The following is a 24,349-nucleotide window of genomic DNA, read 5'->3' as shown; positions in this document are numbered from 1 at the left end:
CTGGCGCATCTGCGGGCAAAGTCAAACGGCGGAAAATTGACGCAAGGGCGACGGCGCGTCAGCGCGGCGCGCGGCCCTTGATCTGGGTGCGGTGCATGACACGCCGCTGGCTGCCGTCGAAACCCGCCCGGCGATGAATCGCACAACGATTGTCCCAGATGAGCAGGTCGCCGACCTTCCACTGATGCGTCCATGAAAATTCCGGTTTCGCGCAATGGGCCCAGAGCCGGTCGAGAAGCCTCTCGCTCTCCTCGATGGAATAACCCTCGATATAGCCGTTGAGGCGGCGGCCGAGATAAAGCGACTTGCCGCCGGTTGCCGGATGCGTGCGGATGACGGGATGCTTCGCGCCCGGCGCCGTGCGCACATCGAGAACGGCGTCCGCGCCCGCACGCAACTCGCCGACGCTCGTCGTGCTCGCATCGTGATTGCACATGCGGCCCTCGACGGCAGCGCGAAGATCGTCCGGCAGCTCTTCGAGCGCCTTGTACATATTGGCGAAGCTCGTATCGCCGCCCTTGTCGGGAATCTCCAGCGAGTAGAGCACGCTCGCCATGGGCGGCTCCGCGACATAGGACATGTCGGTGTGCCACTCGGCTTCCTTGTCGCCGAGCGCGCCGATGGGACGGCCATTCTCGACGACATTGGAGATGATCCAGATTTCCGGCCGCGACAGCGCCTGCCCGCCCGCCATGTCGGTGGCGCTGGCGGGCGCGATGTCGAGTTCGCCGAAATGATCCGAGAAGCGGATGAGATCGTCGTCGTTGATCTTCTGACCGCGAAAGAGAAGGACGATATGGTCGTACCAGGCTTGCTGGACGGCTTCGAATTCGGCATCGGTGAGCGGCTTCGAGAGATCGAGGCCGCGAACTTCCGCGCCGAGCGCGGCGCCTGTCGGAATGACTTCAATGGCCATTTTTGCCTTCCTGCATTTCTTCCCGATCTTCTTGTTCTTCCGGCTCTTCTTGTTCTTCCGGCTCTTCTTCGGGGATGAGCAAACCGCCATCCCAGCGAAGGGCGACGAACATGACGCCCGCAAGAGCCAGCGCCCCGCCACCCGCCATGACGAAATAGGCATGGGCCCCGAGCATCTTGTAGACAGGCCCGATGGCGATTGTCACCAGCCCCATCATAACGCCGGATGCCATTGCCGCGTAAAGGCTTTGCGCAGTGGCGGCAAGACGCGGGGGCGCGGCCTGCGCAACAAACTGGACAGCACCGAGATGCGCCGCGCCGAAGGTCAGCCCGTGCAGCGCCTGCATGACGAAAAGAACGGCGAGCGGCGGGCTCAAGGCCGTGACGGTCCAGCGCAGGATTGCGGCGAAGCCCGCCAGCATCAGCAGGCGGACCGCGCCGAACCGCGCCATTAACGGGCCGGAAATGTAGAACAGGACGATCTCGGCGAGAACGCCCGTCGCCCAGAGAAGGCCGATCACGGAATCCGCATAGCCCTGCTTCTGCCAGGCGAGCGAGCCGAAGGCATAATAGACGGCATGGGTCGCCTGGGTGAGGCTGGCCGTCACCACGAACAGAACGAAGACGGGATGGCGGCCGATCTGGAGCACATCGGCGAACTGGCTGCGGCGGCGAACGGGCTGGCGAACCATCCCCGCATCCCGCGGCATCGCCCAGGCCCCCGCGACATTGAGCGCGAGCGCGCCGACAAGGCAGAATCCGATGATCGAGGACGGGTTCCACTCAAGCAGCCAGCCGACGCCCGAGCTGCCCAGGATGAAGGTAATGGAACCCCACATGCGCACGCGGCCGTAATTCATGCCCCGGTCGATCCGCGCGCGCATGGCGATGGTTTCAACGAGCGGCGATATGGATGGAAAGACGGCGTTCAGCACCAGCGCGACAAGGAGGATAAGTCCAAATCCCTCGACCGCGAGAAGAAGACCGGCGGAGGCGAGCGACGCCCAGGCGAGCCCGACCATGACGCGGCGCCTGTCGCCGATCCGGTCCGCGACGGCGGCGAAGAAGGGACTGACGACGATGCGCAGGAACAGCGAAAGCGCCACAACGAGCGAAATCTCGGTGGCATCCAGCCCCTGCGCCTTCAGCCATACCGGAAAAAACGGCAGATAGACGCCCGTGAACAGGAACATCGTGCCGTAAAGGATCGCAAGGCGGATGGCGAGAGACATGGAAAGGGAAACCCCGGACGCTGCGCGACGAGTGATAGCGCGGCGGCAGGTCCGGGGGAAGAGCGCCCTAGCCGAAGGACGGGAGCGGCAGCTTTCGCCTCTCGGTCGCGGCGACGAGATAGTCCCAGATGCGGGCTTCGAGGCTCCGCGCCCAGGGGGCATCCGACTCCTCGACATGAGACTGCAGTTCGATGAGAAGGGAGCACAGGCTCGCATTGCGGGCATTGAGAGCCGTGATCCGCAAAGAGCCCTCCTTCTCGGCACTGGCAGCGGCAAGTTTCGCCTTCAGCGCATTGTCGGTGACCATCGTCGAGGCATGGGAAAAGAGCGAGCGCATTTCCTTGTTTTCTGTCGCACGGATATCGGCGGCGCGGTCATATTCCTCCGCCGTCATGAACATCATCATGCTCATGATGCCGATATTGCCCATCGAGTATTCCGCATTGAGATGCGGCGCGATCTCGCCAAGCATGGTACCGAAAAAACCCTGCATCACGACATTTACATCGGGTTTCATATGCGAGCCTCCTTCGAGAGAGCGGCAAGACGGTTGACCAGCACGCGGTTGTGAACATCCGTGCAATACCAGCTCGGGAAGGCGAGGATCGGATCGCGGTTCGCCCCCGTCTGATATTCCTTGCCGGACGAAATCCAGATGGCGAGCCCCTTCAGCGAATTGAAGATCTCCCACCAGAGAAGACGGACGGGCTCCGCCTTGAGACCGCTCGCCTGTTCCCAGATGCGCAGCGCCTCGTCGCGGGCAATCATGCCGCCCGGCCGTTCGGCCCGCTCGAAAGCCCAGAGCGGATCGAGCGCCCAGGCAACATCTTCCAGCGGATCGCCCAGATGGCACATTTCCCAATCGAGAATGGCGCGGATATCGCCTTCGCCGTCATAGAGAAAATTGCCGGTGCGATAATCGCCGTGAACGACGGAAATCTTTTCGGCAGGCGCCGGAGGATTGCGCCTGAGCCAGCGGATCGCGGCGCGCGCAACGGGCTGAGGCTGAAGCTCGTCCTCGTCGATCACCTTTTCCCACTTGTCGAGTTCGGCCTTCCAGCACGCATCGGGCGCGACCGGCTCCATGCTCGCGGCAAAGCCGATGGCTTCAGGGTCGGCAGCTGCGATATGCCCGAGATGGGTCCAGAACTGCTTTCCGATCTTCTCGGCATGGGCACCGTAAGGGTCGGCATTGAAGGCCGAGCCCGCCTGACAGCCCTCGATCTGCTCCATTATGAAGAAAGGCCTGTCGAGCCACTGGAGATCGGTTTCGAGATAGACGGGCTCCGGCACGGGCAGACCCGTGGGGTGGAACGCGCGATAGGCATTATATTCGGTATCGCGTTCCGTCTCGATCAGGCTGGCGACGGGATCGCGGCGCAGAATGAGGGGGCGCTCGATGCGCTCGCCCCCCTCCTCCCAGCTCGCGCGGAGCCGGAAGGTTTCGCGGCTGGCGCCGCCATGAATGCGCGAGATGCCGCTCACTTCGATATTCGAGGCGGCGGGCATCCTGTGCGCGAGATAGGCCGCGATGCGGGGAGCAAGATCTTCCATTTTCGCAGCCCTACTTCGCCGGATCGAGAATATCTTTGAAGCCCGATGGCGCATGCGGCCCGATAATCATCTGCTCTAGAATACCGGCACCGTCGCGCGTGCTGCCATCCGGCAGGGTCATCTTCGCTTCACTGAATGCCTGAATGTGAAGATGGGGCGGCGCGAAACTCTTGATATCGGCGAGCTTGAACTCTTCATAGCCGATCGCGTTGTCGCCCTTATGCGCGCCATGCGCCCATTCGGGATGGCCGTAGCCGATACCCATCATGTGAAAATGGAATTTCGGCGTAAGGTCGATGCGTGTCTTCTCGCCCTTGCGGGTCTCGAAGAAGATGGAGCACGACTTCGCATGACGCGAGCCGGAGATGTAGTCGATCTCGTAGCTGACGCGATCCATCTCCTGCGACTGCACATCGCGTCCAAGCGGGCATATGACGCCCGAAAGATTCCACGGATCGCCATGCTCGTCGTCATTCACATGAAAGAGCGTGATCCGGTCCTCGAAGTTGAGCGGCGCCCAGAGCCAGAAGAACTGGAACTCCATCGGCGGCACCATCGGCTGCGCGTCGGAAGCGCCGATGGGGCGCACGCCCCATGAGCGGTCGCGCGTGCCAACATAATCGGCAGGCTTTACCTCGATACGCTTGCCCTTCACCTCGATCCAGCCTTCCCAGGTGCCGTTCTGGGTGAGGCGCGTGAGATCCATCAATGTGCGCGGACCATTGCGGCGCGTAAAACGCGGCTCCTTCAACGCAGGCGCGCGGCCCGTGAAAGTCAGGTCGGCCTTGATGCCGTGCTCATTGTCGGCAACGCGAATGCGCAGCGAATGCAGCGGCTCCACCACGTCGAGCGAGAGCGGGCCCACCCTGGTGTCGAGCCGTTCCGAATTCAGAAAGCGCGAGACATGGAGATTGTGCTGCACACCATCGACGATAACGCTGAAGGCACCATCCATGATGTTGATGTGAGGATAGACACCGAGCGCGGCAGCGAAGAAGACATCGCCGCTTCTCGTGTAGCCGTTGAAGAAATAACGGTCGTAGAAATTCCGGTCCGTGCCTGCAAAGGCGATGGGCTCGGGTGTCTGATGAATGGGATAGTCGTCGGCCTTTGTAAGCATGTCGCGTTCCTCCCCGTACTGGTCCGCTCCGGCTTGTTCCGCCGGTTGCGTGTTTTTGTTTTGATGGCGCAACAATGGCCTTGCGGCCCTGACTGGTCAACGACACCTCATTCGCAAAAATGCGGAGTGACGCAGCGGAAAGGTAACGCCGTCAAAATTCAGCCATGCCGAAATCGCTTTCGTCGTGCCGCAATCGGGCTTCCCGAGCCACCAGACGTCACCGGCACGCATCGAAGCGCCCCTTCGTCGCTCAGGTCAGCACAATCGGCCTTGTACCGAGATCGGAATAGAAGCGAAGCAGATACCCATCAGGGTCTTCGGCGACGAACTGGCGATTGCCGAGAAGTTCGCCGTCCCTGCGGTACCATTTCTCCTCAAGCGGCAGGAAAAGAGAAATTCCCGCTGCGGCAATCGAAGCGGCAAGCGCATCGGCATCGTCCACGCGAATCTGGAAATTGATGCCGCGCCCATAAGGGCAGCCCTCTTCGCCCTTGAGCCAGGTTCGTGACGGGTCTTGAGGCTGCTCAATCATCAATTGCGCGCCTTCACGCTCCAGAAAAGCGAAACGTTCTTCCGCGCGCATATAGACAAGTCCGAAGCCGAGCCTGTCGCGATAGAAGGCGAGGCTCCGATCGAAATCGGAAACATAGAGCTCGGGAACAAGGGGATTGATCTTCATCTTTCGATTTCTCATTGCAACGCTATCCATAGCGCCGCGCCAGGGGCTAGTCTGCGCATCACCATAACGGAACGAATTTGGCGAGGCTCTCCATGAAACTCTGGCTCACCATCGGCGCATTGAGCGGCTTTCTCTCGGTGGCGCTCGGCGCCTTCGCAGCGCACGGGCTGCAGGCCCGTGTCGGCCCGGCGGAACTCGCCGTCTTCGAAACCGGCGCGCGTTATCAGATGTATCATGCGCTCGCTCTCCTCGCCGTCGCCTGGGTAGCGGCGCAAGGCGGCGGCACAGCCACGACCATTGCGGGCTGGGCTTTTGTCGCGGGAACCATTCTCTTTTCGGGCTCGCTCTACTATCTGGGTTTAACCGGCAGCCGGGCACTCGTCATGGTGACGCCGATCGGCGGTGTCGCCTTCCTTGCAGGCTGGATCGCGCTTGCCATTGCGGGATGGACGCTGCGCGGCACCCCCGCAGCCTGAGCTGAAAAACCGCAAAAAGGCGGCTCTGGACAGCCGCGGGAACGCTTCCTATTTTTACTAGACCGTAGTCTAGTTTTTCTGTAAGCCGGACAGTGTGCAGATGGAGGAGGCGAGGATGAACGCGAGGCTGAACGAACGTATTCTGGTGGTTGGCGGCGGCATTGCCGGCCTCTGGACAGCCCTTGCCCTGGCCCGGAAAGGCCGCGAACTGACTGTTCTGGAACGCGACCCGCCGCCCCCCGAGGCATCCGCCGACGAGGCTTTTGAAAGCTGGGAACGCAAGGGCGTCGGCCATCTGCGCCACAGCCACGCCTTCCTCGCGCGGCTGCACATCCTGATCCGCGACAATTATCCCGACCTCATGGAAGAGCTGCTGGCAGCGGGCTGTCGCGAACTCAAGTTTGCCGACGGCCTGCCCCTGACGCTCCAGGAAAACTACAAGCCCGTGCCCGGCGACCAGGAGATGACGATCCTGACCAGCCGCCGCACGACGCTCGAATTCATCATGCGGCGCTATGCAGGCCGCCAGCAGAACATCCGCTTCGAAACCGGCGCGCTCGTGCGGGGCATCCTGACAGAGAAGGACGCCGCCGGGCAGCTTCGCGTGACCGGGGTGACGGCCGAGCAGAACGGCGAGACGCGCGACTGGCTCGCCGATATCGTGGTCGACGCCGCAGGCAAGAACAGCCAGATGATCGAATGGCTGAACGAAGCGGGCGCGGACATAACGGAAGAAACCGAACGCGCGGGCATTCTCTATTTCACGCGGCACTACAGGCTGCACGATCCGAAGAACGAACCCGCGCGCACAAAGATTCCAGGTGCGGGCGATCTCGGCTTCATCAAATACGGGCTCTTCCCCGCCGATAATGGCTGCTTCTCGATCACGCTCGCTGTGCCGGAAATCGAGATGGAGCTTCGCCGCGGCATTGTCCGCCCCGAGAACTTCGACAAGATCTGCGCACAGCTTCCGGGCATCGCGGCATGGACCGCACCTGAAACATCGGAACCTCAGAGCCGCGTCTTCGGCATGGGCGAACTCATCAGCCGCTGGCGCCACATGACGAAGAACGGCGAAGCGCGCGTGCTGAACTTCTTTCCCATCGGCGACAGCGTCATCCGCACCAACCCGCTCTATGGACGCGGCTGCTCCTTCGCAGGCGTGGCGGCAGATGCACTGGCCGAAACGCTCGACAAAACGGATGACCCGCGCGAACGCGCGCGCCTCTATCATGGGCAGCTCGCCAAGGAACTCCGCCAGCACTATGACGACATGGTGAAGCAGGACCTCGCGGCAACCAGACGCGCGAAGAATGCGCTCGACCCGAACTACAAGCCGGGTGTGAAAGCGCGGCTATTCAAGAGCTTCGCCGAGGACGCGATCCTGCCGGCCGTTCGCAGCGACGTGGATCTCATGCGCGCCTTCATGCGCTCCTTCCATATGGTCGATGCGCCGAACACATGGGCGCGCGATCCGCGCAACGTGTCGAAGGTGCTGAGAACCTGGGCGCGAGGCAAGAAGCGCAATGCCGGCCTCTATCCGCCAAAGCTCGGGCCCGGCCGCACGGAGATGCTGACCTCGATTGGTCTTTCGCCGACGGCGGACAAGGAACGCATGCAATCCGCCTGACGGCGAAAAAACTAGAATAACGGGAGGAGAACGGCGATGAATTTTCCAGAGCCGCATTATGTCGATACGAACGGCCTCAAGATGGCCGTCTATGAACAGGGCCCCAAGGACGGTGTGCCGGTGGTGATGTGCCACGGCTTCCCGGAACTCGCCTATTCCTGGCGTCACCAGATTCCGGCCATCGCGAAGGCGGGTTTTCGTGCCATCGCGCCCGACCAGCGCGGCTATGGCAATACGGGCGGCCCGAAGGGGCAGGACAACATCCCGCTCTACGACATCGCACATCTGACCGACGATCTCGCGGGCATGCTCGATGCGCTCGGCCTCGACAAGGCGGTCTTCGCCGGCCACGACTGGGGCGGCATGGTCGTCTGGCAGATGGCGCTGCGCCATCCCGACCGCGTTGCCGGCGTCATCGGCGTCAACACGCCTTTCATGCCGCGCGGCCCCATCGACCCCATCGAAGGCATGCGCATGGTCTTCGGCGAAGACATGTATATCGTCTACTTCCAGAACTTCGGCGTGGCGGAGGGCATATTCGACAAGGATGTGGCCCGCTCCATGCGCTTCTGGTACCGCAAGAGCGCAATGAAGCTCGCCGATTTCGACAAGCTGCCCGCCGAACAGAAGAACCTCTCCTTCATCAATAGCTTCGCCGCGGACGAAAGCGAATGGCCGGGCGAGCAGCTCCTGAACGCTGAGGAAATCGACTACTACACGAAGGCTTTCCAGAAGTCGGGCTTCGAGGGCGGCATCAACTGGTACCGGAACTTCACCCGCAACTGGAAAGACAGCGAAAGCCTGGTGGAGAAGGTGAATGCCCCGAGCCTCATGATCTCCGCCGCGGACGACATCGTGCTCCGGCCGGAAATGACCGAGGGCATGGAGCAATATGTTCCCGACCTCGAAAAGCACGTGATCCCCGATTGCGGCCACTGGACCCAATCGGAAAAGCCGGACGAGCTGAACACGCTGATGGTGGACTGGCTGAAGCGCCGCTTCGGCTGATCTCCCCCGCCTTCCGCCCCACATTCTTGTGACTTGCCTTGAGGCCGCCGCAGCGGCCAGACTGACCGAAACGGAATATCCGGTCAGTCCGGCAGGTCGCATGGGGGGCGGTCATGGCTATTCTCGAGACGATTTCGGGCATGCACGATGCGGTGCGCGGCGGCGTCTACTGGCTCATCCTCATCAATTCCCTCTCCGTTGTCTTTATACTGTGGCGCGTGGAAGCGCAGGTCATCCTTGGCCTGTGGGCGATACTCGCCCTCACTGCCATAGCGATGGCGGAACAGAATATGGCGCCGGGTGCGACCGGCGCGGCCGCCGCGCTGCTCTGGGTGCCCCTGCTCTTCTGGCTCATCTGGCGAAACCCGGTCGAGGATGCACGCGAGCCCTGGGGCCTCTATCTCGTGCTGCTTTTCACCTCGAACCTTGTCGCAACCGCCCTCGCTCTCGCTAATTTGCGGGTTCAGGCGGTCTAGCCTGCCCTTTCCCGCCTGCCCTCTACGGATATGCAAAACCGGAATGCCACTGCTAGACTGCACACACATCGCAGCCTCGGCACCACCGGATGAAACGCATGGCCACCGGCACCTCCCCTGCACGCGATCGCGCTACGCTTCTCTTTGCCAACGAGACCTTCTACCGCGCTTTTGCGGAGCGTGACCCCACGCTCATGGGCGCGGTCTGGGCAGAACAGGAACCCGTCACCTGCCTGCACCCCGGCTGGCCGCCCGTCGAGGGCCGCGACAGCGTATTGCAGAGCTGGCACGCGATCCTGACCGGCCCCGCCAGCCCCGATATCGAATGTCTGCACGCGCGGGCCGGTATTCACCGCGACACGGGCATCGTGATTTGCTATGAGCGCATCGGACAGGACTATCTGCTCGCCACCAACATCTTCATACGGAGCGGCGATGGATGGCTGCTCATTCATCACCAGTCCGGCGCGGCGCCGGAGCCCGGCGAAGGCAACGAACCGCCGAGACGCAGCATCAACTGAAGAGGGCTCGCTTACATTCTTGTTAGCGGGTTGTTGCCCCCCGACGAACCCGATATGATCCCCGCCGTTCGGGAACGCCCGCCGTTCGAGGCATATCGGTGTCCGGCCACCCGTTCGCCGCCCATGACAGGCGAAGTTTTAATCCGGTTCGGGTTTGCACCCGCCATTGGGAGCTCCCGGACGCTGCCCCTTGTTGCGGGTCGAGCGGACCAGAAGAGGCTTGGAGAGGACAAGGCATGTCGCAAGTGCTTGAGCGGAATGCGGCCGCTGAAGAGAAACCCGAAGCTCCGGCAGTGGCGCGGCACACGCTCGACACGCCGAAGCTCGCGGCCGTCAATGGCGACCGGCCGCTGCGTATTCTGCTGCCGAGCTACCGCTCCAATCCGACCACCGGCGGCCAGGGCGTCTATATGCGCCACATCGCCAAGGCGCTGGCCGAACTCGGCCACAAGGTCGACGTGATTTCCGGCCCGCCCTATCCCGAAATCGATCCGCGCGTGGGGCTCATCAAGCTGCCCTCGCTCGACCTCTATGCAAACCCGCATCCCATCCGCTCGCTCCGCCCCTGGATGTTCGCGTCTCCCATCGACCTCTTCGAATGGTGGAGCCACGCAACAGGCGGCTTTTCCGAGCCTTACACATTCGGCGAGCGCATGGCGCGCTATGTGCGTGGCACGCTGGACGATTATGACGTCTGCCACGACAACCAGACGCTCTGCTGGGGCCTTCTCAAGATGCGCGACATGGGGCTGCCCGTCGTCGGCACGATCCACCATCCGATCACGATGGACCGGCGCATCGATATCGACCATGCGCATTCCCTGAAGCTGAAACTGCTGAAGCGGCGCTGGTATTCCTTCCTCAACATGCAGATCAAGGTGGCGCGCCAGCTCGACCCGCTGATCGTCGTGTCCGAAAGTACGCGCCGCGATGTCGTGCGCGAGTTCGGCGTCGACGCCTCGAAAACGCGGCTGGTGCTGCACGGCATCGACCATCTCCAGTTCCGCCCCATGCCGCATGTGAAGCGGCGCGACGACCTTATCGTCGCCTGCGCGAGCGCGGATGTACCCTTGAAGGGACTTATCTATCTCATCCGTGCCTATGCGGAACTGCTGAAGACGCGGCCCAACCTGAAGCTGCGCGTGATCGGCAAGCTGCGCGAGGGCAACACCTCCTACGAGCTGCGCCAGCTCGGCATCACCGACAAGGTGGAATTCGTGAGCGGCGTGACCGACGAAGATATCACCACGCTCTATAACGAAGCGACGATGGCGGTTTCGCCTTCCGTCTATGAAGGCTTCGGCTTTCCCTGCGGCGAAGCCATGTCGTGCGGAACGCCGGTGATCTCGACGAATGGCGGCTCGCTGCCGGAAGTCGTGGGCGATGCGGGCATCGTGGTACAGCACTCGAACCCGCCCGCACTTGCGGAAGCCATTGCGAAGATGCTGGACAATCCGGAGATGCGCGAGGCCTATGGCCGCGCCGGACGCGAGCGCATCCTCGCCGAATTCAAATGGGAACGTGCGGCGCGCGAATGCGCCGACATCTACAGGCAGACAATAGAGAATGCAGACAATCGACTTGAACGTGCTCGGGCTTAGGGACGGCCAGCGCGCGCTCGACCTCGGTTGCGGCGCGGGGCGGCATGTCCATGCCATGTACTATCACGCGCAGTGCCATGTGGTCGGGCTTGACCTCGGATATGAGGATGTGCGCCGGACGCGAGACGGCTTCGGCACGTGCCCCGATCTCGACCCGGAAACGCAGCGCAGCTTTTCGCTGACGGTGGGCAATGCGCTTTCGCTGCCCTTCCCCGATGCGAGCTTCGACAAGGTGCTTTGCTCGGAAGTGCTGGAACACATCCCCGACTATGAGCAGGCCGTGGCCGAGATCGACCGTATCCTGAAGCCGGGCGGCACCTTTGCCGTCAGTGTGCCCCGCTTCTGGCCGGAACGGGTTTGCTGGGCGCTGTCCGACGACTATCACAACGAACCGGGCGGCCATGTGCGCATCTTCCGCGAAAGCCAGCTCAAGGGTGCTGTCGAGAACCGTGGCCTCTCCTTCTTCCACAAGCATTTCGCACATGGGCTGCATTCGCCATACTGGTGGCTGAAATGCGCCGTGGGCGTGAAGCGCGAAGACGTGAAGGCCGTCAATCTCTACAAGCGCTTCCTCGAATGGGACATCATGCAGGCCCCCTGGCTCACCCGCACGCTCGAAAAGATCGCGGGGCCGCTCATGGGCAAGAGCGTGGTTCTTTACTTCACCAAGGGAGCCGCGTGAACGCATGACGCATCTCACCTGGGGCGACAGGCCGCCTGAAACTTTCTTCGACGGCTCGCGCGCGCGCATTCTGGAACTCCAGCGCGATAATGGCGCAATCCCCTGGTATGACGGCGGCGTCGTTGACCCGTGGAACCACACGGAAGCGGCCATGGGGCTGACCGTGCTCGGCGAGATCGAACATGCGCGCCTCGCTTTCCAGTATCTTGCCGACACGCAATTGAAAGACGGCTCGTGGTGGGGTCAGCTCGGCAGCGCCGTCCCCTTCGACGAGGAAGAACAGCGCTTCACCGGCGACGAGAAGGACGCGGGCCACCATGTCCGCGATACGAATTTCGCGGCCTATATCGCAACCGGCGCCTGGCACCACTATCTCGTGACGCGCGACCGGAAATGGCTCGCGGAAATATGGCCGAGCGTCGAAGCCGCGATGAGCTTCGTGCTCGCGCATCAGACGAGCCACGGCGATATCCGCTGGGCCGCGGACGATCCGCAGACACCCGAAGACGACGCGCTCATCACCGGCTGCTCCTCGATCTACAAGAGCCTCGAATGCGCCGCGCAGATCGCGCGTGAACTCGGCCAGCCCTCGCGTCACTATATGGAAGCGCGCGTGAAGCTCGGCGAAGCACTGCGCGACAAGCCGCATCGCTTCGACCGGACATGGGAGCCGAAGGACCGCTACTCGATGGACTGGTACTACCCCGTACTTGCAGGCGTCGTCACCGGCGAAGCGGCGCGCAAGCGCCTTGCCTGGAAGTGGGACATCTTTGTTGCGGAGGGCAAGGGCTGCCGCTGCGTGATGGATCAGCCCTGGGTGACGGTTGCCGAAAGCGCGGAACTGACCATGGCGCTCCTCGTCGCTGGTCAGCGGCGGCAGGCGGAAGCCATGCTCTCCTGGCAGCACCAGTGGAAAGCCGATTGCGGCGCCTACTGGATGGGCTTTCAGTTCGAGGATCAGGTTGCCTGGCCAGCCGAGAAGCCCGCATGGACGGCCGCCGCCGTCATTCTCGCGACGGATGCTATCACCGGCATGACCCCTGCCGCACACCTCTTCGCCGAGCGCACGCTCGCCGAAGCGGCGGAATAGCAAGACCCGCGCATTTTTCCTCGCCTGACGGTCTCCTCTCCTGACGGCGCCCGTCATGAATTCGGGCGCAACCGTTCAAGGGGTACGCTGTACCATCGAGCGCCCGTTCTGTATCCTGCTCATCAGCATATACGCCAACGCCGGACAGAAACGCGACGAGACAGCGCGGAGCCTTCCTGCCAAAACCCGTTCCGCGTAACGCGCTTCAGTCGCCGGAGAGTACCCCCATGTCCAGTTCCCGGAGGGCCAGCGCCCCGGAGACCCCGCAGCGCCTGAACCGCGCGGCATGGTTTGCGACGGTCGCAGGCATGTCCGGCAGCCTCGTCGGTGTCGGCCTGGCGCGGTTTGCCTATACACCGCTGATCCCGCCGCTGATCGAGGCGAACTGGTTTAGCGCCGCCGATGCGGTTTCGCTCGGCGCGGCGAATTTCGCGGGCTATCTGGCAGGTGCCCTTCTCGGGCGGCATGTCGCCATGCCGTTCGGCAATACCAATACATTGCGCGCACTCATGCTCGTCGCGACGCTGGCCTTCTTCGCCTGCGCCTGGCCTCTTTCGGTTTCCTGGTTTTTCGTCTGGCGCTTTCTTTCGGGCTTCAGTGGCGGCGCGATCATGGTTCTCGTCGCAACAACGATCCTTCCGCATGTACCGCGCGCACAACGCGGCTTCGTGAGCGGTATGGTGTTTTGCGGGCTCGGTCTCGGCATTGCCGCCTCGGGCACACTGATCCCCCAACTGCTGCAGTTCGGGCTCTGGACAACATGGATGGGGCTCGGTGCGCTGTCGCTCGGGCTCACCGCGCTTGCGTGGTTCGGCTGGCCCAAGGGCGCCCCCGCCATGCCAGAGATTGCGCCGCTCGCCGAACATATCGAACGGGGCCGCATCTCCCTGCGCTTTCTCTATGTGCAATATGCGGCGAACGCTCTCGGCATCGTCGCAATCATCGTCCTGCTCGTGGACTATATCGCGCGCGGGCTCGGCCTCGGCGCGTCTCTCGGCGCAGGCTTCTGGGTGATCTACGGCCTTGCCGCCATCGCCGGGCCCGTGGTCAGCGGCTACGTCTCGGATCGCATCGGTTCCGGCCGCGCTTACGGCATTGCCCTCTTCGCGCAGACAGTAGCCGTCGCCGCCATTGCGCTCAGCGGCAACCTGATCGCGATCGGCATCGCCACCGCCATCCTCGGCATCCTGACCCCCGGCATGGTCGTACTGGTTCTCGGCCGGATACACGAAATCCTGCCCGACAATCATGACGGCCAGCACATTGCATGGGGCAAGGCGACAACGGTCTTCGCGCTGTTCCAGATGCTCGGCGGTTATTTCTATGCATGGATTTTCGCGCGCTCGCAGGAAGACTACACGCTGATCTTCCTCGTCGCGGCGTCGGCCATGGCCTTCGCGCTATGCGTCAACCTGGCGAATGCGGTACGCGAGCACTTCCGGGACAAGCCGCGGAAGCACGCTCACTAGTTCACACGAGCCGTCGCAGGATACGAAGGCTCTTCACCACCTTCTCTTCCGCGAAGAGATTGGACGCGAGTGCCATCTTGTAGATCTCGTAAGGCGGGCGGCCGCCATCCTTCGGGTCCGGGAAGACATCGTGAATGGCAAGGATACCACCCGGCATGACACGCGGCGCCCAGAGCCGATAGTCGGTGAGCGCGGGCTCCAGCCCATGCCCGCCATCGATGAAAACCATCGCAAGCGGCGTTGCCCAGCCCTTCGAGACGACTTCCGACGGCGCAACAAGCGGCACCACCGTGTCTTCGAGACCGGCCATGCGCATGGTACGGCGGAAGAGCGGAAAGGTGTTGAGGCGGTCCGTCTCGGCGTCGTAGAGCGCGTCGTCGTGATGCTCCCAGCCCTTCTGGTTTTCTTCAGAGCCGTAGTGATGGTCGAGCGCGTAAAGCACCGCTCCGTTCCGCTGGCAGGCAACGCCCATGTAAACGGTCGACTTGCCGCAATAGGAGCCGATTTCAAGCACTGGCCCCATGCGAGAGGCTTCGGCGGCGGCCTCATTGAGCGCGCGGCCTTCAGCCGGGTCCATAAAGCCCTTGATGCTTTCAATATCGATCGGAAGATCCACAGCCCGCGCCTTTTCCTGATTTTCAGCCATTTCCCTCGCATGTCCCGCCCCTCACGGCAAGCCGGTTAACGCGCTCTAAACCAATGGGAAACGAATGCTCGCGATAATACCCGCTTCCAGAAGCCCCGGAGCCCCCGATGAGCGACGCCGCCCGCAAGATCGATCAGGACGAATATGACGCCATTGAACAGGCGGTCCTCGCGACCCCGAAGGGCCGCTGGTTCCTGGAGGAATATGCCCGCCGGAACCGCTTCGCCAATACCGAGGACGTGATCGGCGCCATCGAACGGCTCTACGACCTGGCCCGGGAAACATCGGCGAATGCCCGCTTCGGCTTCCTCTATCACGACATGCAGCAGATGCGCCGGGCAATGAACGAGACCCGCAAGGCGTTGGCGGCGGTAAAGCCGGGCGAGAGACACAATCACGCGGAAACCGGACCGGACGAACTTGCCACCGTAGCGGAGGCAGCAAAGCGCGCCGCAGATGACATCGGGCGGGCCGCCGAGAGGCTGCAGGAGATCGGCGAGACGCTGCGCGGCGCGGGCGCCGACACCGACCTTTGCGACGAGATCGAAAACCACGCCACCGGCATCTTCATGGCCTCGGCTTATCACGAGATGACGGGCAAGCGCATTTCGCTGATCGTCGATGCACTGGGCGAAATGGAAAAACACATCGCGCGCGTAATCGCGCATTGGGAAGAAGAAACGGCGAAAGCCTGATCTCTCCCCTCAGCCGCCCATTTCAAGATTGATGCAGCCGACGCTCCATTGATGAACGCCGTCCACAATGCGATGGCCGAGCCTCGTAATCGAAAGCGGCGCAACTTCGATCCGAAGCGCAGTACCGAGGTCGATGTCGAGCGCAAGCGCGATGGCCGCACGAATGACATTCGCATGAGCGACCGAAACGAGCGTGTGCCCCGCATAATGATCCGTCAGACGCTGCACACCCGCATAGACGCGGGTCGCAAGATCGAAAAAGCTCTCCCCCTCCGGCGGCAGGATATCGACCGGGTTCGACCAGTCGAGCGTACGGTTCTGGGCGAAGACATCGTTGAAGCTCCGCCCCTGCCAGAGCCCGTAATTCTGGTCGTTGAAATCGCCGACGGCGACAGGATCGACGCCATGCTTGAGGGCGACCGCGGTCGAGCGTGTGCGTGCAAGCGGCGACGAGAGCCAGACGGCGGAGGATGGCAGGCGGCGCGCGATGGCCGATGCGAGCGACGGCGCGACAGGCTCGGCGGCCACGTCGAGCCGCCCGTAATAGCGGTTCTCTTGCCCCTGCACCGGCGCATGGCGAATCCACACCCATTCCGTACGTATGCCGCTCATAGAAGTATGCCGCTCATAGCCACCCGCGAAACTTGAAGAAGAGATAGGTGGCTGCGGCGGAAAGCACCATCAGCCCCAGCGCGACCGGATAGCCATAGGTCCAGTGAAGTTCCGGCATGATCTCGAAGTTCATGCCATAGCTGCTCGCGATCAAGGTCGGCGGAAGGAACACCGCCGCGACGACCGAAAAAATCTTGATCACGTTGTTCTGTTCATTGCTGATGAGACCCAGTGTCGCATCGAGAACGAAATTGATGTTGTTCGCGAGGAAGCTCGCATGATCGCTGAGCGCGGTCACATCGCGCGTGATCGTCTTGAAGCCGCGCTCCGCCGTCTTGGAAAGCTTCGCATCGGTTGGGCGCGCAACAAAACTGACGAGACGTCCGAAGCTGACGAGACTTTCCCGCGCCTGCGAAGTCAGCGCATAACCGCGCCCGACACGCGCGAGGATGGCATTGTAATCCTTCCGCCCCCGCCTTTCGTGATCGAAGATTTCCCGCGACAGGGTTTCGATATCCCCCTGAACGCGTTCGAGAATATCGGCCACCCGGTCGACAATCGCATCGAGCAATCCCGCCAGCACGTCCTCGCCGGTCGAACAGGGCATGATATGGCGCTGCGCCTGAGTGGCGTAGAGCCGGAATGGCAGGGGTTCCGCATAGCGAAGCGTGATGAGCCTGTGCCCGGCAAGCACGAATGTCACCGGTACGCTGAGCGGGTTTGGCGTATCGGCCTGGGTTATCATCGTGGCCGTCATGTAGGCCGCATTGTCCTCATGATAGAGGCGGCTCGACATCTCGATCTCCAGCATGTCCTCTTCCGTCGGCACATCGAGACCGAGCGCCTTGTCGAGAAAGGTGAGATCGTCGTCGGAGGGAGAAAGCACATCGACCCAGACCGCCCCTTCCGGGATCGGGGCGCCTGCTGCAACCTCGGCGGCTTTCAACATCCCGTTGGCGGGAACATAGGCGGTTATCATCGAATCTGCCGCTTCTCCTGTCGCGATGGAGAGGATGATGCCCGTCCCCGGCGACCGGGACAATCCGTTCCAGCCCGTTCCAGCGATATCCCCGCCCGCTAATTCCTTGACATTCGGATGTAAAAGCCTCATGTCACGGTCAATCGTTCGCGTGTGCGCGCTTTGCGGCTGCCCTTCGGCACCGCCTGACCCCCGGACGATTCGACCCTTCCCGATTCCAAGCGCGTTGGAACGCGGCAAGAAACCGCGTTAAAGCGCCGGCCATTGTGGCCGGGCGCACGACGTTTGACTTGAAAGATCCAGAGTAAATATGACGACTGTAACTTTTGCCGATCTCGGCGTTGCCGAGCCGATTTGCCGCGCCCTCGCGGAGCAGAACTACGTTAACCCCACCCCCATTCAGGCGCAGTCCATTCCGGCCCTTCTTGAAGGCCGCGACCTGCTCGGCCTCGCGCAGACGGGCACCGGCAAGACGGCCGCCTTTGCGCTGCCGATCCTGCAGAAACTGACGGCCGACCGTTCGCGGCCCGGCCCGAAGGAAGCCCGCGCTGTCATTCTCGCGCCGACGCGCGAACTGGCGATGCAGATTTCGAAGAGCTTCGAGAGCTACGGCAAGGGCGCCCGTTTGCGCCAGACCGTGGTTTTCGGCGGCGTGAACCAGTTCCGTCAGGTGCGGGCCATGTCGGGCGGCGTCGATATTCTCGTCGCCACGCCAGGCCGCCTGCTCGACCTGATGAACCAGAAGCATGTCAATCTCGGCCGCACCTCCATCCTGGTGCTGGACGAAGCCGACCGCATGCTCGACATGGGCTTTGTACGCGACGTGCGCAAGATCATCGCCGCCATGCCGAAGCAGCGTCACTCGCTTCTTTTCTCGGCGACCATGCCGAAATCGATCGAGCATCTTGCGGATGAAATCCTCAACGATCCGGTTCGCGTCGAAGTGACGCCCGAAGTCGTGACAGTCGACCGCATCGACCAGCGCGTCATGCATGTTGACGGCAAGCGCAAGCGCGAACTTCTCGGCAAGCTTCTCGACGACTCCGACCTTTCGCGCGTCATCGTCTTCACGCGCACCAAGCATTGCGCGAACCGCGTGAGCGAGCAGCTTGAAAAGTCCGGTGTGCCCTCCGAAGCGATCCACGGCAACAAGTCGCAAGGTGCGCGTCAGCGCGCGCTCGACAACTTCCGCAATGGCAAGGCACGCATTCTCGTCGCGACCGACATTGCCGCGCGCGGCATCGACGTGACGGGTATCACCCATGTCATCAACTACGAACTGCCGAACGAGCCGGAAAGCTATGTTCACCGCATCGGCCGCACGGCCCGTGCAGGCAAGAGCGGCATTGCCCTCTCCTTCTGCGACGCAAGCGAACGCGCACATCTGCGCAGCATCGAGCGGCTGACCAAGCGCCCGCTGACCCCGGTCGACACGACCGAATGGCTCGGCGAGCAGGTTGTCGTGCCGGCAGGCGAACCCATAGCGCCGAAGCGCGGCGGACGCGGCGGCCCGAACAAGAATGGCGGCAATCGCAACCAGCCCGGCAAGCAGCGCCGCTTCGGCGGCAAGCCCGGCGGTGGCGGACAGGCCCGGGGCAATGGCCCGCGCGGTGACCGCAAGCAGGGTGGCGGAAAGCCCGGCAGCCAGAAGCAAAGCCGCCGCCAATCGGCCGGCGCATAACAAGGGCGCTACAGGCGCTTGAATCGGCTACAAATCAAAGCACGGCTCTGGTTCACTCCAGGGCCGTGTTTTCTTTTGGGGAAAGATCGCCGATGGAAACTCTCCGCACCGCGCTCGCCTGCATGATCTTTCTCAGCCTCGCGGCTTGCGCAGGCGCGCCCGAACCCGCCGAACGGCAGGCAAAGGCGGATGGGATCGCCTCAACCGCAGGCTTCACCGGGGAGACGATCCGAACAAAGCGTTTCGACCTGCATACGCGTCGCCGCGGCGGGGCTTCAGGCGGTCTTCTCATCGTTTACATAGAAGGTGACGGCTTTGCCTGGGAACGCCGCGACAGGCGCTCCACCGATCCGACGCCGATCAATCCCGTCGCCATGAAAATGGCGGCAGCGGACCCCGCCCCCGCCATCGCCTATCTCGCTCGCCCCTGTCAGTTCACTGGCGGCGAGATGGCGCGCAACTGCACCAGCGATCTCTGGACCACGGCTCGCTACAGCGAGGAAGCAGTTGCGGGCATGAGCGAAGCGCTCGACGCACTGAAACGGAAGGCAGACGCCTCAGAGCTGGCGCTTGTCGGCTATTCAGGCGGTGGCACGATCGCCGCCCTGCTTGCAGCCCGCCGAACGGACATTGTCTGGATCAAGACAGTCGCCTCACCGCTCGACACAGATGCCTTCACGTCGGTGCACCAGGTAACGTCCCTTTCGGCGTCGCTGAACCCGGCCGACAAGGCAGCCACACTCGCCGCGCTCCCGCAGATCCATTATGCCGGCGAGAAGGACGATATCGTCCCCGTGGCAATCAACCGGCGCTATCTCGCCCGCATGGGCGACACCAGATGCGCCGAACTCGTCGTCATTCCCGGCATGGACCATGTGCATTGGGCGGATGTGTGGGCATCGCTCACGGGCGAAATACCTGCCTGCCGCTGACGTCTATATCGAAGCCGTGTCGACAATGCGCTTGGGCGGCACAGAAACCCACGGCCCCTTCACGCCTAGATATCTCGCGAGGAGCTCATCTATCTGTGCCTGTCGGCTGCTGAGATGGCCCCTGAGACCCGGTAGCGAATAAAGATGCATGCCGGAGACGGGCAGGAATGGATTGCGCCGGAGGCTTCCGTAGATTTCCGAACGGCGGGTCGGGCGCGTACTCGCCTTGCGCGCATGGAAACCATGCGTATTTGCAACGACCAGCGTATTGGCGGGAACGGAGAGCGCTTTTGCCGCCGGATAGCCGAGCTTTGCCAGCATTGCATCGCTGACACGAAAGGACCCTGCTGCAATTTCCGGGTCTTCATTCGACGCCGCGCCAATGCTGAGTTCGCGTTCCCACGCGATACGCTCCGGCGTCAGCCGATGCGAACCGGGCACGTAGCGAAGCGGGCCGTCATCCTCCCCGACATCCTGCAGATAGAGCCAGGCCTTCGCCGTCGAATGGAACGTGTCCATGTGGAGTGTGTTCTGCGGATCGGGCCGGGAATTGTCTCCCTCCGCCAGAATGGTCTGGAGATGGATAAGCGGTTCTCCGCCGCAGCCCGCCACATAGCGCAGGAGGTCCGCGATCCGGCCACCCGCCATTAGACGTTCAAGAGGAGCGCGGGTTTCGATATCGGCCAGGTCGAGGCTGCCGCGCCGCGTGACGGTGGAGCCCTCACGCCGTTCCCAGGAACGCAAAGGGGCCTCCTCCAGATCGCGCTTCAGCGCCGCGAATTCTTCCCCCGGCAGGAAATTCTCGATCACAAGATAGCCCCGGGCTTCGTATTCGGCACGCAGAGCCGCGTCGATTCGTGCGCCAAGCCGCTGGCGGCGCGCGGCCGCCATGTTCTCTGCGAGACGGACACGGGCGATGTGAAGCCCAAGGCGGTTCAGCGCCGGGCTACCGAGAAGCGGATTGGCGCGAAACGACTTCTGCCCGCTTGCAAGTTGAAGCGGCCAGAGCGGCGCAGCGATCCATGAAAGTGCTTTCACCGAGATAATCCCCTTTGGGGACAATCTATCGCCAGAGACCGGGAGAAGGAAAGATTTGGTGGGCGCACAAGGACTCGAACCTTGGACCCGCTGATTAAGAGTCAGCTGCTCTACCAACTGAGCTATGCGCCCGCCGTACCGCCTGAGCGGCCAGTGGAAACCACCATCCCGGCCACCGATTGCGTGGGGGAGCGGTGCTAATAGCAAAGGAATGGGGGCCTGTCCAGCCGCATGGCCCGGTCTTTCGAAAAGACCCTTCCCCGCGCCGATCCGCCCTACCAGAAGGCGCTCGGCCCCCGGGAAATCTCCAGATTCCTGTGGATATGGACACTCATCAGCAACCCGAAGGCAAACATGAGCGAAAGCATGGCTGTACCGCCATAAGAGACCAGCGGAAGCGGTACGCCGACCACCGGCAGGAGCCCCATGACCATCGACGTGTTGATGAAGACATAGAAGAAGAAAGTCATGGAGACGCCGATGGCGACCAGACGGCCGAACTGATTACGGCACTGGAGCGCCACGTTGAGCGAGAACATGAGCACCACAAAATAAAGCGCCAGCAGCACGAGGCCGCCCACAAGGCCAAGCTCCTCTCCCAGCATCGTGAAGATGAAGTCGGTATGCTTTTCGGGCAGGAAGTTGAGCTGGCTCTGTGTGCCTTCCATGAAGCCCTTGCCGAAGATACCGCCGGAGCCCAGCGCAATCTTCGATTGCAGAATATGATAGCCCGCCCCCAGAGGATCGCGCTCGGGATCGAGGAAAGTTAGCACGCGATTACGCTGATAGTCATGGAGACGGCTCCAGACGACCGGGATCGCCGCCAGAACGCCGGCCCCCGCCATGATGAAATAGCGCCAGCGCAGCCCCGCGGAGAAAAGAATGACCGCCCCCGTGGCCGTGAGCAGGATGGCGGTGCCGAGGTCAGGCTGCATGACAACCAGCATGACCGGTGCGCCAACAAGCCCGAGCGGTATGAGCAGATTCCGCAACCGAGACGCCTCGTCGAGCGTCAGCCCGTGGAAATACCGCGCAAGCGCAAGGATGAGCGTAACCTTCATGATTTCGGAAGGCTGCACCGACACGAAACCGAGATTGAGCCAGCGCTGCGCGCCCATACCGACAAAGCCAGTGACTTCCACCGCAATCAGCATGACAAGCGCAAAGCCATATAGCGGGTAAGCAAGCCGCATCCAGAGCCGCAGATCGACCATCGCAACCGATATCATGATCGCAACGCCCACCGCGAAACGCGCCGCCTGCCGCAGGGCCCAGGGCGAGAAGTTGCCTTCCGCCACCGAATAGAGCATGGCAAAACCCATGGAAGCGATCAGCAGCAACAGAAGCAGGAAGCCCCAGTTGAATTCCACGAGCTTTTCGCTCAAGCGCATTTCATGGCCGGTAAACCGGCGAAGATCGAGCATCAGCCTGCCCTCGCGGATTTCTGGCCACCGGGTGACGGGTTACCGGCCTGCGGCCGCGTCGGGTTGCGCTTGAGAACTTCATGCATGATGTCACGCGCCACGGGCGCGGCGGCACCCGAACCGGAGCTGCCATGTTCGATGATGACGGACATGGCATAGCGCGGTGCATCATAAGGCGCGAAACAAACGAAAAGCGCGTGGTCGCGCTGGCGCCACTCCAGGTCTTCATTCTTCAGCACACCACTGAGACGTTCAGCCCTGCTGATGCGCCGAACCTGCGCTGTACCGGTCTTTCCCGCGAGCTCCATGCCCGGCTCCGCGATGCGCGAGCGATAGGCCGTACCGCCAATTTCGTTCGACACTCCGTTCATGCCGCCCTGCACGACACGGATCGCTTCCTCGCTCACGCCGATGAACTCCGGCTCCTTGACGGGAAGCAACGATCCGCCCACCGCACGCGTCAGCCGCGGTTCGATTGCATAGCCGCCATTGGCAATACGCGCAGTCATCACCGCGAGCTGCAGCGGGGTTGCAAGCAGATAACCCTGCCCGATGCCCGCAATAACGGTTTCGCCCTGATGCCAGCCCTCTCCCTTGACCGCGCGTTTCCACCCCGGCGTCGGCACGAGGCCGGATTTCTCGCCGGGAACTTCGAAGCCATAGGTACTGCCAAGACCAAAACGCTTTGCCATGTCGGCGATGGCGTTGATACCGATACGCTTGGCAGTGTCGTAGAAAAAGACGTCGCAGGAATGCTTGAGCGCATCATGCATATTCAGCGTGCCGTGCCCGCCCTTTTTCCAGCAGTGGAAGTCATGGTTGCCGAGCGAATAATGCCCTGGGCAGAAAACACGGGCATTCGGATCGATGCCCGCCTCGATAGCTGCCATGCCGACGATCATCTTGAAGGTTGAACCCGGCGGATACATTCCCGCCAGCGCCTTGTTCATCAGAGGCAGGTAAGGGCTTTCAAGCAGCGCTTTATAATCGGCAGTGCCATAGCCCATATTGAACTGATTGGGATCATAGGCGGGCGTCGAAACGAAAGAAATGACATCGCCCGTATGGATGTCGAGAACAACGGAACTCGCCGACTCTCCCTTCAGACGCTCCCAGGCAAACCGCTGGATATCCATGTCGATCGTCAGAACGACTTCGCTGCCGGGTGTACCCGGATCCTTCGAGAGTTCTCGGATGACACGGCCATAGGCATTCACCTCGACGTGAGAAGAGCCCGGCACGCCGCGCAATTCCTTGTCATAGGTCTTCTCGATACCTTCCTTGCCGATGCGAAAGCCCGGCAGTTTCAGTACAGGCTGGTCCCCTTCTGCCGCAGCGAGATCCTTCTCGGATACGGCAGCGACATAGCCCAGCACATGCGCAAGCTCTTCGCCGTAGGGATAGTCGCGCGTCTCTCCGACGTCCGGCAGGATGCCGGCAAGGTCCGGTTCGTTGATATTGACTTGCGCAAACTGATCCCAGGAGAGGTCTTCCGCGACGGTGACCGGCATGAAACGCGGCGAGCGCGCAATATCGCGCAGAATGCGCTTCTTCGTGAAACTGTCGATTTCAACGATGCGGGAAAGCCGCGCGAGCGTTGCCTCGACATCCGGTGTCTGCTCGGAGATCAGCATGGCGCGGTAGTTTTGACGGTTCGAGGCGAGCGTACGACCGAAACGGTCAACGATGTTGCCGCGCAACGGCGCCAGAAGACGCATGCTTACGCGGTTTTCTTCCGCAAGCATCCGGTACTGGTCGGTCTTCAGCACCTGCAGATAATACATACGGCCCGCAAGGGCGACAAAGGCAATACCCTGCGCGCCTGCAAGAAGCGCGGCGCGCCGCGTGAAGGTCTGGTATCTGTTGCTGTCCCGTCCGCTTATCTGCAT

24 protein-coding genes and 1 tRNA gene are annotated in these 24,349 nt (G+C 62.2%); 12 read left to right on the top strand and 13 right to left on the bottom strand.

The annotated features are described in order from the left end of the window. Window positions 1–58 precede the first annotated feature (58 nt). From ABJO61_RS15560 to ABJO61_RS15535, 6 genes are all read right to left on the bottom strand, one after another. A complete protein-coding gene (locus ABJO61_RS15560) occupies window positions 59–916 on the bottom strand; it encodes a TauD/TfdA family dioxygenase (RefSeq protein ID WP_348322981.1) in 858 nt (285 codons plus the stop codon). Next, window positions 906–2,147 (bottom strand): MFS transporter, encoded by a 1,242-nt coding sequence (locus ABJO61_RS15555; protein WP_348322980.1) that lies wholly within the window; start codon window positions 2,145–2,147, stop codon window positions 906–908. The genes ABJO61_RS15560 and ABJO61_RS15555 overlap by 11 nt, the downstream gene beginning before the upstream one ends. 67 nt (window positions 2,148–2,214) lie before the next feature. Further along, window positions 2,215–2,664 (bottom strand): hypothetical protein, encoded by a 450-nt coding sequence (locus tag ABJO61_RS15550; RefSeq protein ID WP_348322979.1) that lies wholly within the window; start codon window positions 2,662–2,664, stop codon window positions 2,215–2,217. After that, a complete protein-coding gene (locus ABJO61_RS15545) occupies window positions 2,661–3,701 on the bottom strand; it encodes a phosphotransferase family protein (RefSeq protein WP_348322978.1) in 1,041 nt (346 codons plus the stop codon). The genes ABJO61_RS15550 and ABJO61_RS15545 overlap by 4 nt, the downstream gene beginning before the upstream one ends. A 10-nt stretch (window positions 3,702–3,711) precedes the next feature. Next, the gene (locus tag ABJO61_RS15540; protein ID WP_348322977.1) at window positions 3,712–4,821 is read right to left on the bottom strand and encodes a hypothetical protein; all 1,110 of its coding nucleotides are present in this window, start codon (window positions 4,819–4,821) and stop codon (window positions 3,712–3,714) included. 250 nt (window positions 4,822–5,071) lie between these two features. Next, window positions 5,072–5,500: a VOC family protein gene (locus ABJO61_RS15535; protein WP_348322976.1), complete on the bottom strand. Its 429-nt coding sequence runs from the start codon at window positions 5,498–5,500 to the stop codon at window positions 5,072–5,074. A gap of 92 nt (window positions 5,501–5,592) precedes the next feature. On the opposite strand from ABJO61_RS15535, the gene ABJO61_RS15530 reads away from it, so the two are divergent. From ABJO61_RS15530 to ABJO61_RS15490, 9 genes are all read left to right on the top strand, one after another. Beyond that, on the top strand, window positions 5,593–5,976 hold the full coding sequence (locus ABJO61_RS15530; RefSeq protein WP_348322975.1) for a DUF423 domain-containing protein: 384 nt from the start codon (window positions 5,593–5,595) through the stop codon (window positions 5,974–5,976). A gap of 115 nt (window positions 5,977–6,091) precedes the next feature. Then, window positions 6,092–7,606, top strand: a complete 1,515-nt coding sequence (locus tag ABJO61_RS15525) for an FAD-dependent oxidoreductase (protein ID WP_348322974.1) — start codon at window positions 6,092–6,094, stop codon at window positions 7,604–7,606. A gap of 36 nt (window positions 7,607–7,642) precedes the next feature. Beyond that, window positions 7,643–8,614 carry an alpha/beta hydrolase gene (locus tag ABJO61_RS15520; protein WP_348322972.1) on the top strand — a complete coding sequence of 324 codons (972 nt, stop codon included), beginning with the start codon at window positions 7,643–7,645 and terminating at the stop codon, window positions 8,612–8,614. Between the two features lie 113 nt (window positions 8,615–8,727). Next, window positions 8,728–9,090 carry a hypothetical protein gene (locus ABJO61_RS15515; protein WP_348322971.1) on the top strand — a complete coding sequence of 121 codons (363 nt, stop codon included), beginning with the start codon at window positions 8,728–8,730 and terminating at the stop codon, window positions 9,088–9,090. A 98-nt stretch (window positions 9,091–9,188) separates the two neighbouring features. Beyond that, a complete protein-coding gene (locus ABJO61_RS15510) occupies window positions 9,189–9,611 on the top strand; it encodes a nuclear transport factor 2 family protein (RefSeq protein ID WP_348322970.1) in 423 nt (140 codons plus the stop codon). Window positions 9,612–9,847: 236 nt separating this feature from the next. Continuing rightward, window positions 9,848–11,212 (top strand): glycosyltransferase family 4 protein, encoded by a 1,365-nt coding sequence (locus ABJO61_RS15505; protein ID WP_348322969.1) that lies wholly within the window; start codon window positions 9,848–9,850, stop codon window positions 11,210–11,212. After that, complete coding sequence (locus ABJO61_RS15500; RefSeq protein WP_348322968.1) at window positions 11,178–11,894, top strand: class I SAM-dependent methyltransferase; 717 nt, start codon at window positions 11,178–11,180, stop codon at window positions 11,892–11,894. Before ABJO61_RS15505 ends, ABJO61_RS15500 begins: the two co-directional genes overlap by 35 nt. Window positions 11,895–11,898: 4 nt before the next feature. Continuing rightward, a complete protein-coding gene (locus ABJO61_RS15495) occupies window positions 11,899–12,984 on the top strand; it encodes a prenyltransferase (protein ID WP_348322967.1) in 1,086 nt (361 codons plus the stop codon). Between the two features lie 227 nt (window positions 12,985–13,211). Further along, window positions 13,212–14,453 carry a YbfB/YjiJ family MFS transporter gene (locus tag ABJO61_RS15490; RefSeq protein WP_348322965.1) on the top strand — a complete coding sequence of 414 codons (1,242 nt, stop codon included), beginning with the start codon at window positions 13,212–13,214 and terminating at the stop codon, window positions 14,451–14,453. 1 nt (window position 14,454) lies between these two features. Here ABJO61_RS15490 and ABJO61_RS15485 read toward each other — a convergent pair whose 3' ends face one another. Further along, entirely contained in the window at window positions 14,455–15,099 is a 645-nt protein-coding gene (locus ABJO61_RS15485) for a class I SAM-dependent methyltransferase (RefSeq protein WP_348322964.1), read from the bottom strand. 107 nt (window positions 15,100–15,206) lie between these two features. On the opposite strand from ABJO61_RS15485, the gene ABJO61_RS15480 reads away from it, so the two are divergent. Next, complete coding sequence (locus ABJO61_RS15480) at window positions 15,207–15,794, top strand: hypothetical protein (RefSeq protein WP_348322963.1); 588 nt, start codon at window positions 15,207–15,209, stop codon at window positions 15,792–15,794. Window positions 15,795–15,803: 9 nt separating this feature from the next. Here ABJO61_RS15480 and ABJO61_RS15475 read toward each other — a convergent pair whose 3' ends face one another. Both ABJO61_RS15475 and ABJO61_RS15470 read right to left on the bottom strand, forming a co-directional pair. Continuing rightward, window positions 15,804–16,406, bottom strand: a complete 603-nt coding sequence (locus ABJO61_RS15475; protein WP_348322962.1) for a histidine phosphatase family protein — start codon at window positions 16,404–16,406, stop codon at window positions 15,804–15,806. A 13-nt stretch (window positions 16,407–16,419) separates the two neighbouring features. Then, window positions 16,420–17,385 (bottom strand): magnesium transporter CorA family protein, encoded by a 966-nt coding sequence (locus ABJO61_RS15470; protein ID WP_348322995.1) that lies wholly within the window; start codon window positions 17,383–17,385, stop codon window positions 16,420–16,422. Between the two features lie 310 nt (window positions 17,386–17,695). On the opposite strand from ABJO61_RS15470, the gene ABJO61_RS15465 reads away from it, so the two are divergent. After that, window positions 17,696–19,066, top strand: coding sequence for a DEAD/DEAH box helicase (locus tag ABJO61_RS15465; protein ID WP_348322961.1), 1,371 nt, complete (start codon window positions 17,696–17,698; stop codon window positions 19,064–19,066). Between the two features lie 92 nt (window positions 19,067–19,158). Next, window positions 19,159–19,998, top strand: coding sequence for a hypothetical protein (locus ABJO61_RS15460; RefSeq protein WP_348322960.1), 840 nt, complete (start codon window positions 19,159–19,161; stop codon window positions 19,996–19,998). Window positions 19,999–20,001: 3 nt separating this feature from the next. Here the strand turns inward: ABJO61_RS15460 and ABJO61_RS15455 are convergent, their stop codons facing one another. From ABJO61_RS15455 to mrdA, 4 genes are all read right to left on the bottom strand, one after another. Further along, on the bottom strand, window positions 20,002–21,036 hold the full coding sequence (locus ABJO61_RS15455; RefSeq protein WP_348322959.1) for a phytanoyl-CoA dioxygenase family protein: 1,035 nt from the start codon (window positions 21,034–21,036) through the stop codon (window positions 20,002–20,004). Between the two features lie 56 nt (window positions 21,037–21,092). After that, window positions 21,093–21,168, bottom strand: a tRNA-Lys gene (locus ABJO61_RS15450). 143 nt (window positions 21,169–21,311) lie between these two features. Further along, a complete protein-coding gene (gene rodA / locus ABJO61_RS15445) occupies window positions 21,312–22,460 on the bottom strand; it encodes a rod shape-determining protein RodA (protein ID WP_348322958.1) in 1,149 nt (382 codons plus the stop codon). Then, window positions 22,460–24,349, bottom strand: a complete 1,890-nt coding sequence (mrdA, locus tag ABJO61_RS15440; protein ID WP_348322957.1) for a penicillin-binding protein 2 — start codon at window positions 24,347–24,349, stop codon at window positions 22,460–22,462. Before mrdA ends, rodA begins: the two co-directional genes overlap by 1 nt.

The organism is Parvibaculum sp., from assembly GCF_039973015.1.
In the GTDB taxonomy this organism is placed as follows: Bacteria; Pseudomonadota; Alphaproteobacteria; order Parvibaculales; family Parvibaculaceae; genus Parvibaculum.
Note: the sequence above shows the minus strand (reverse complement) of the source record. Positions and strands in the feature narration are given on the sequence as shown.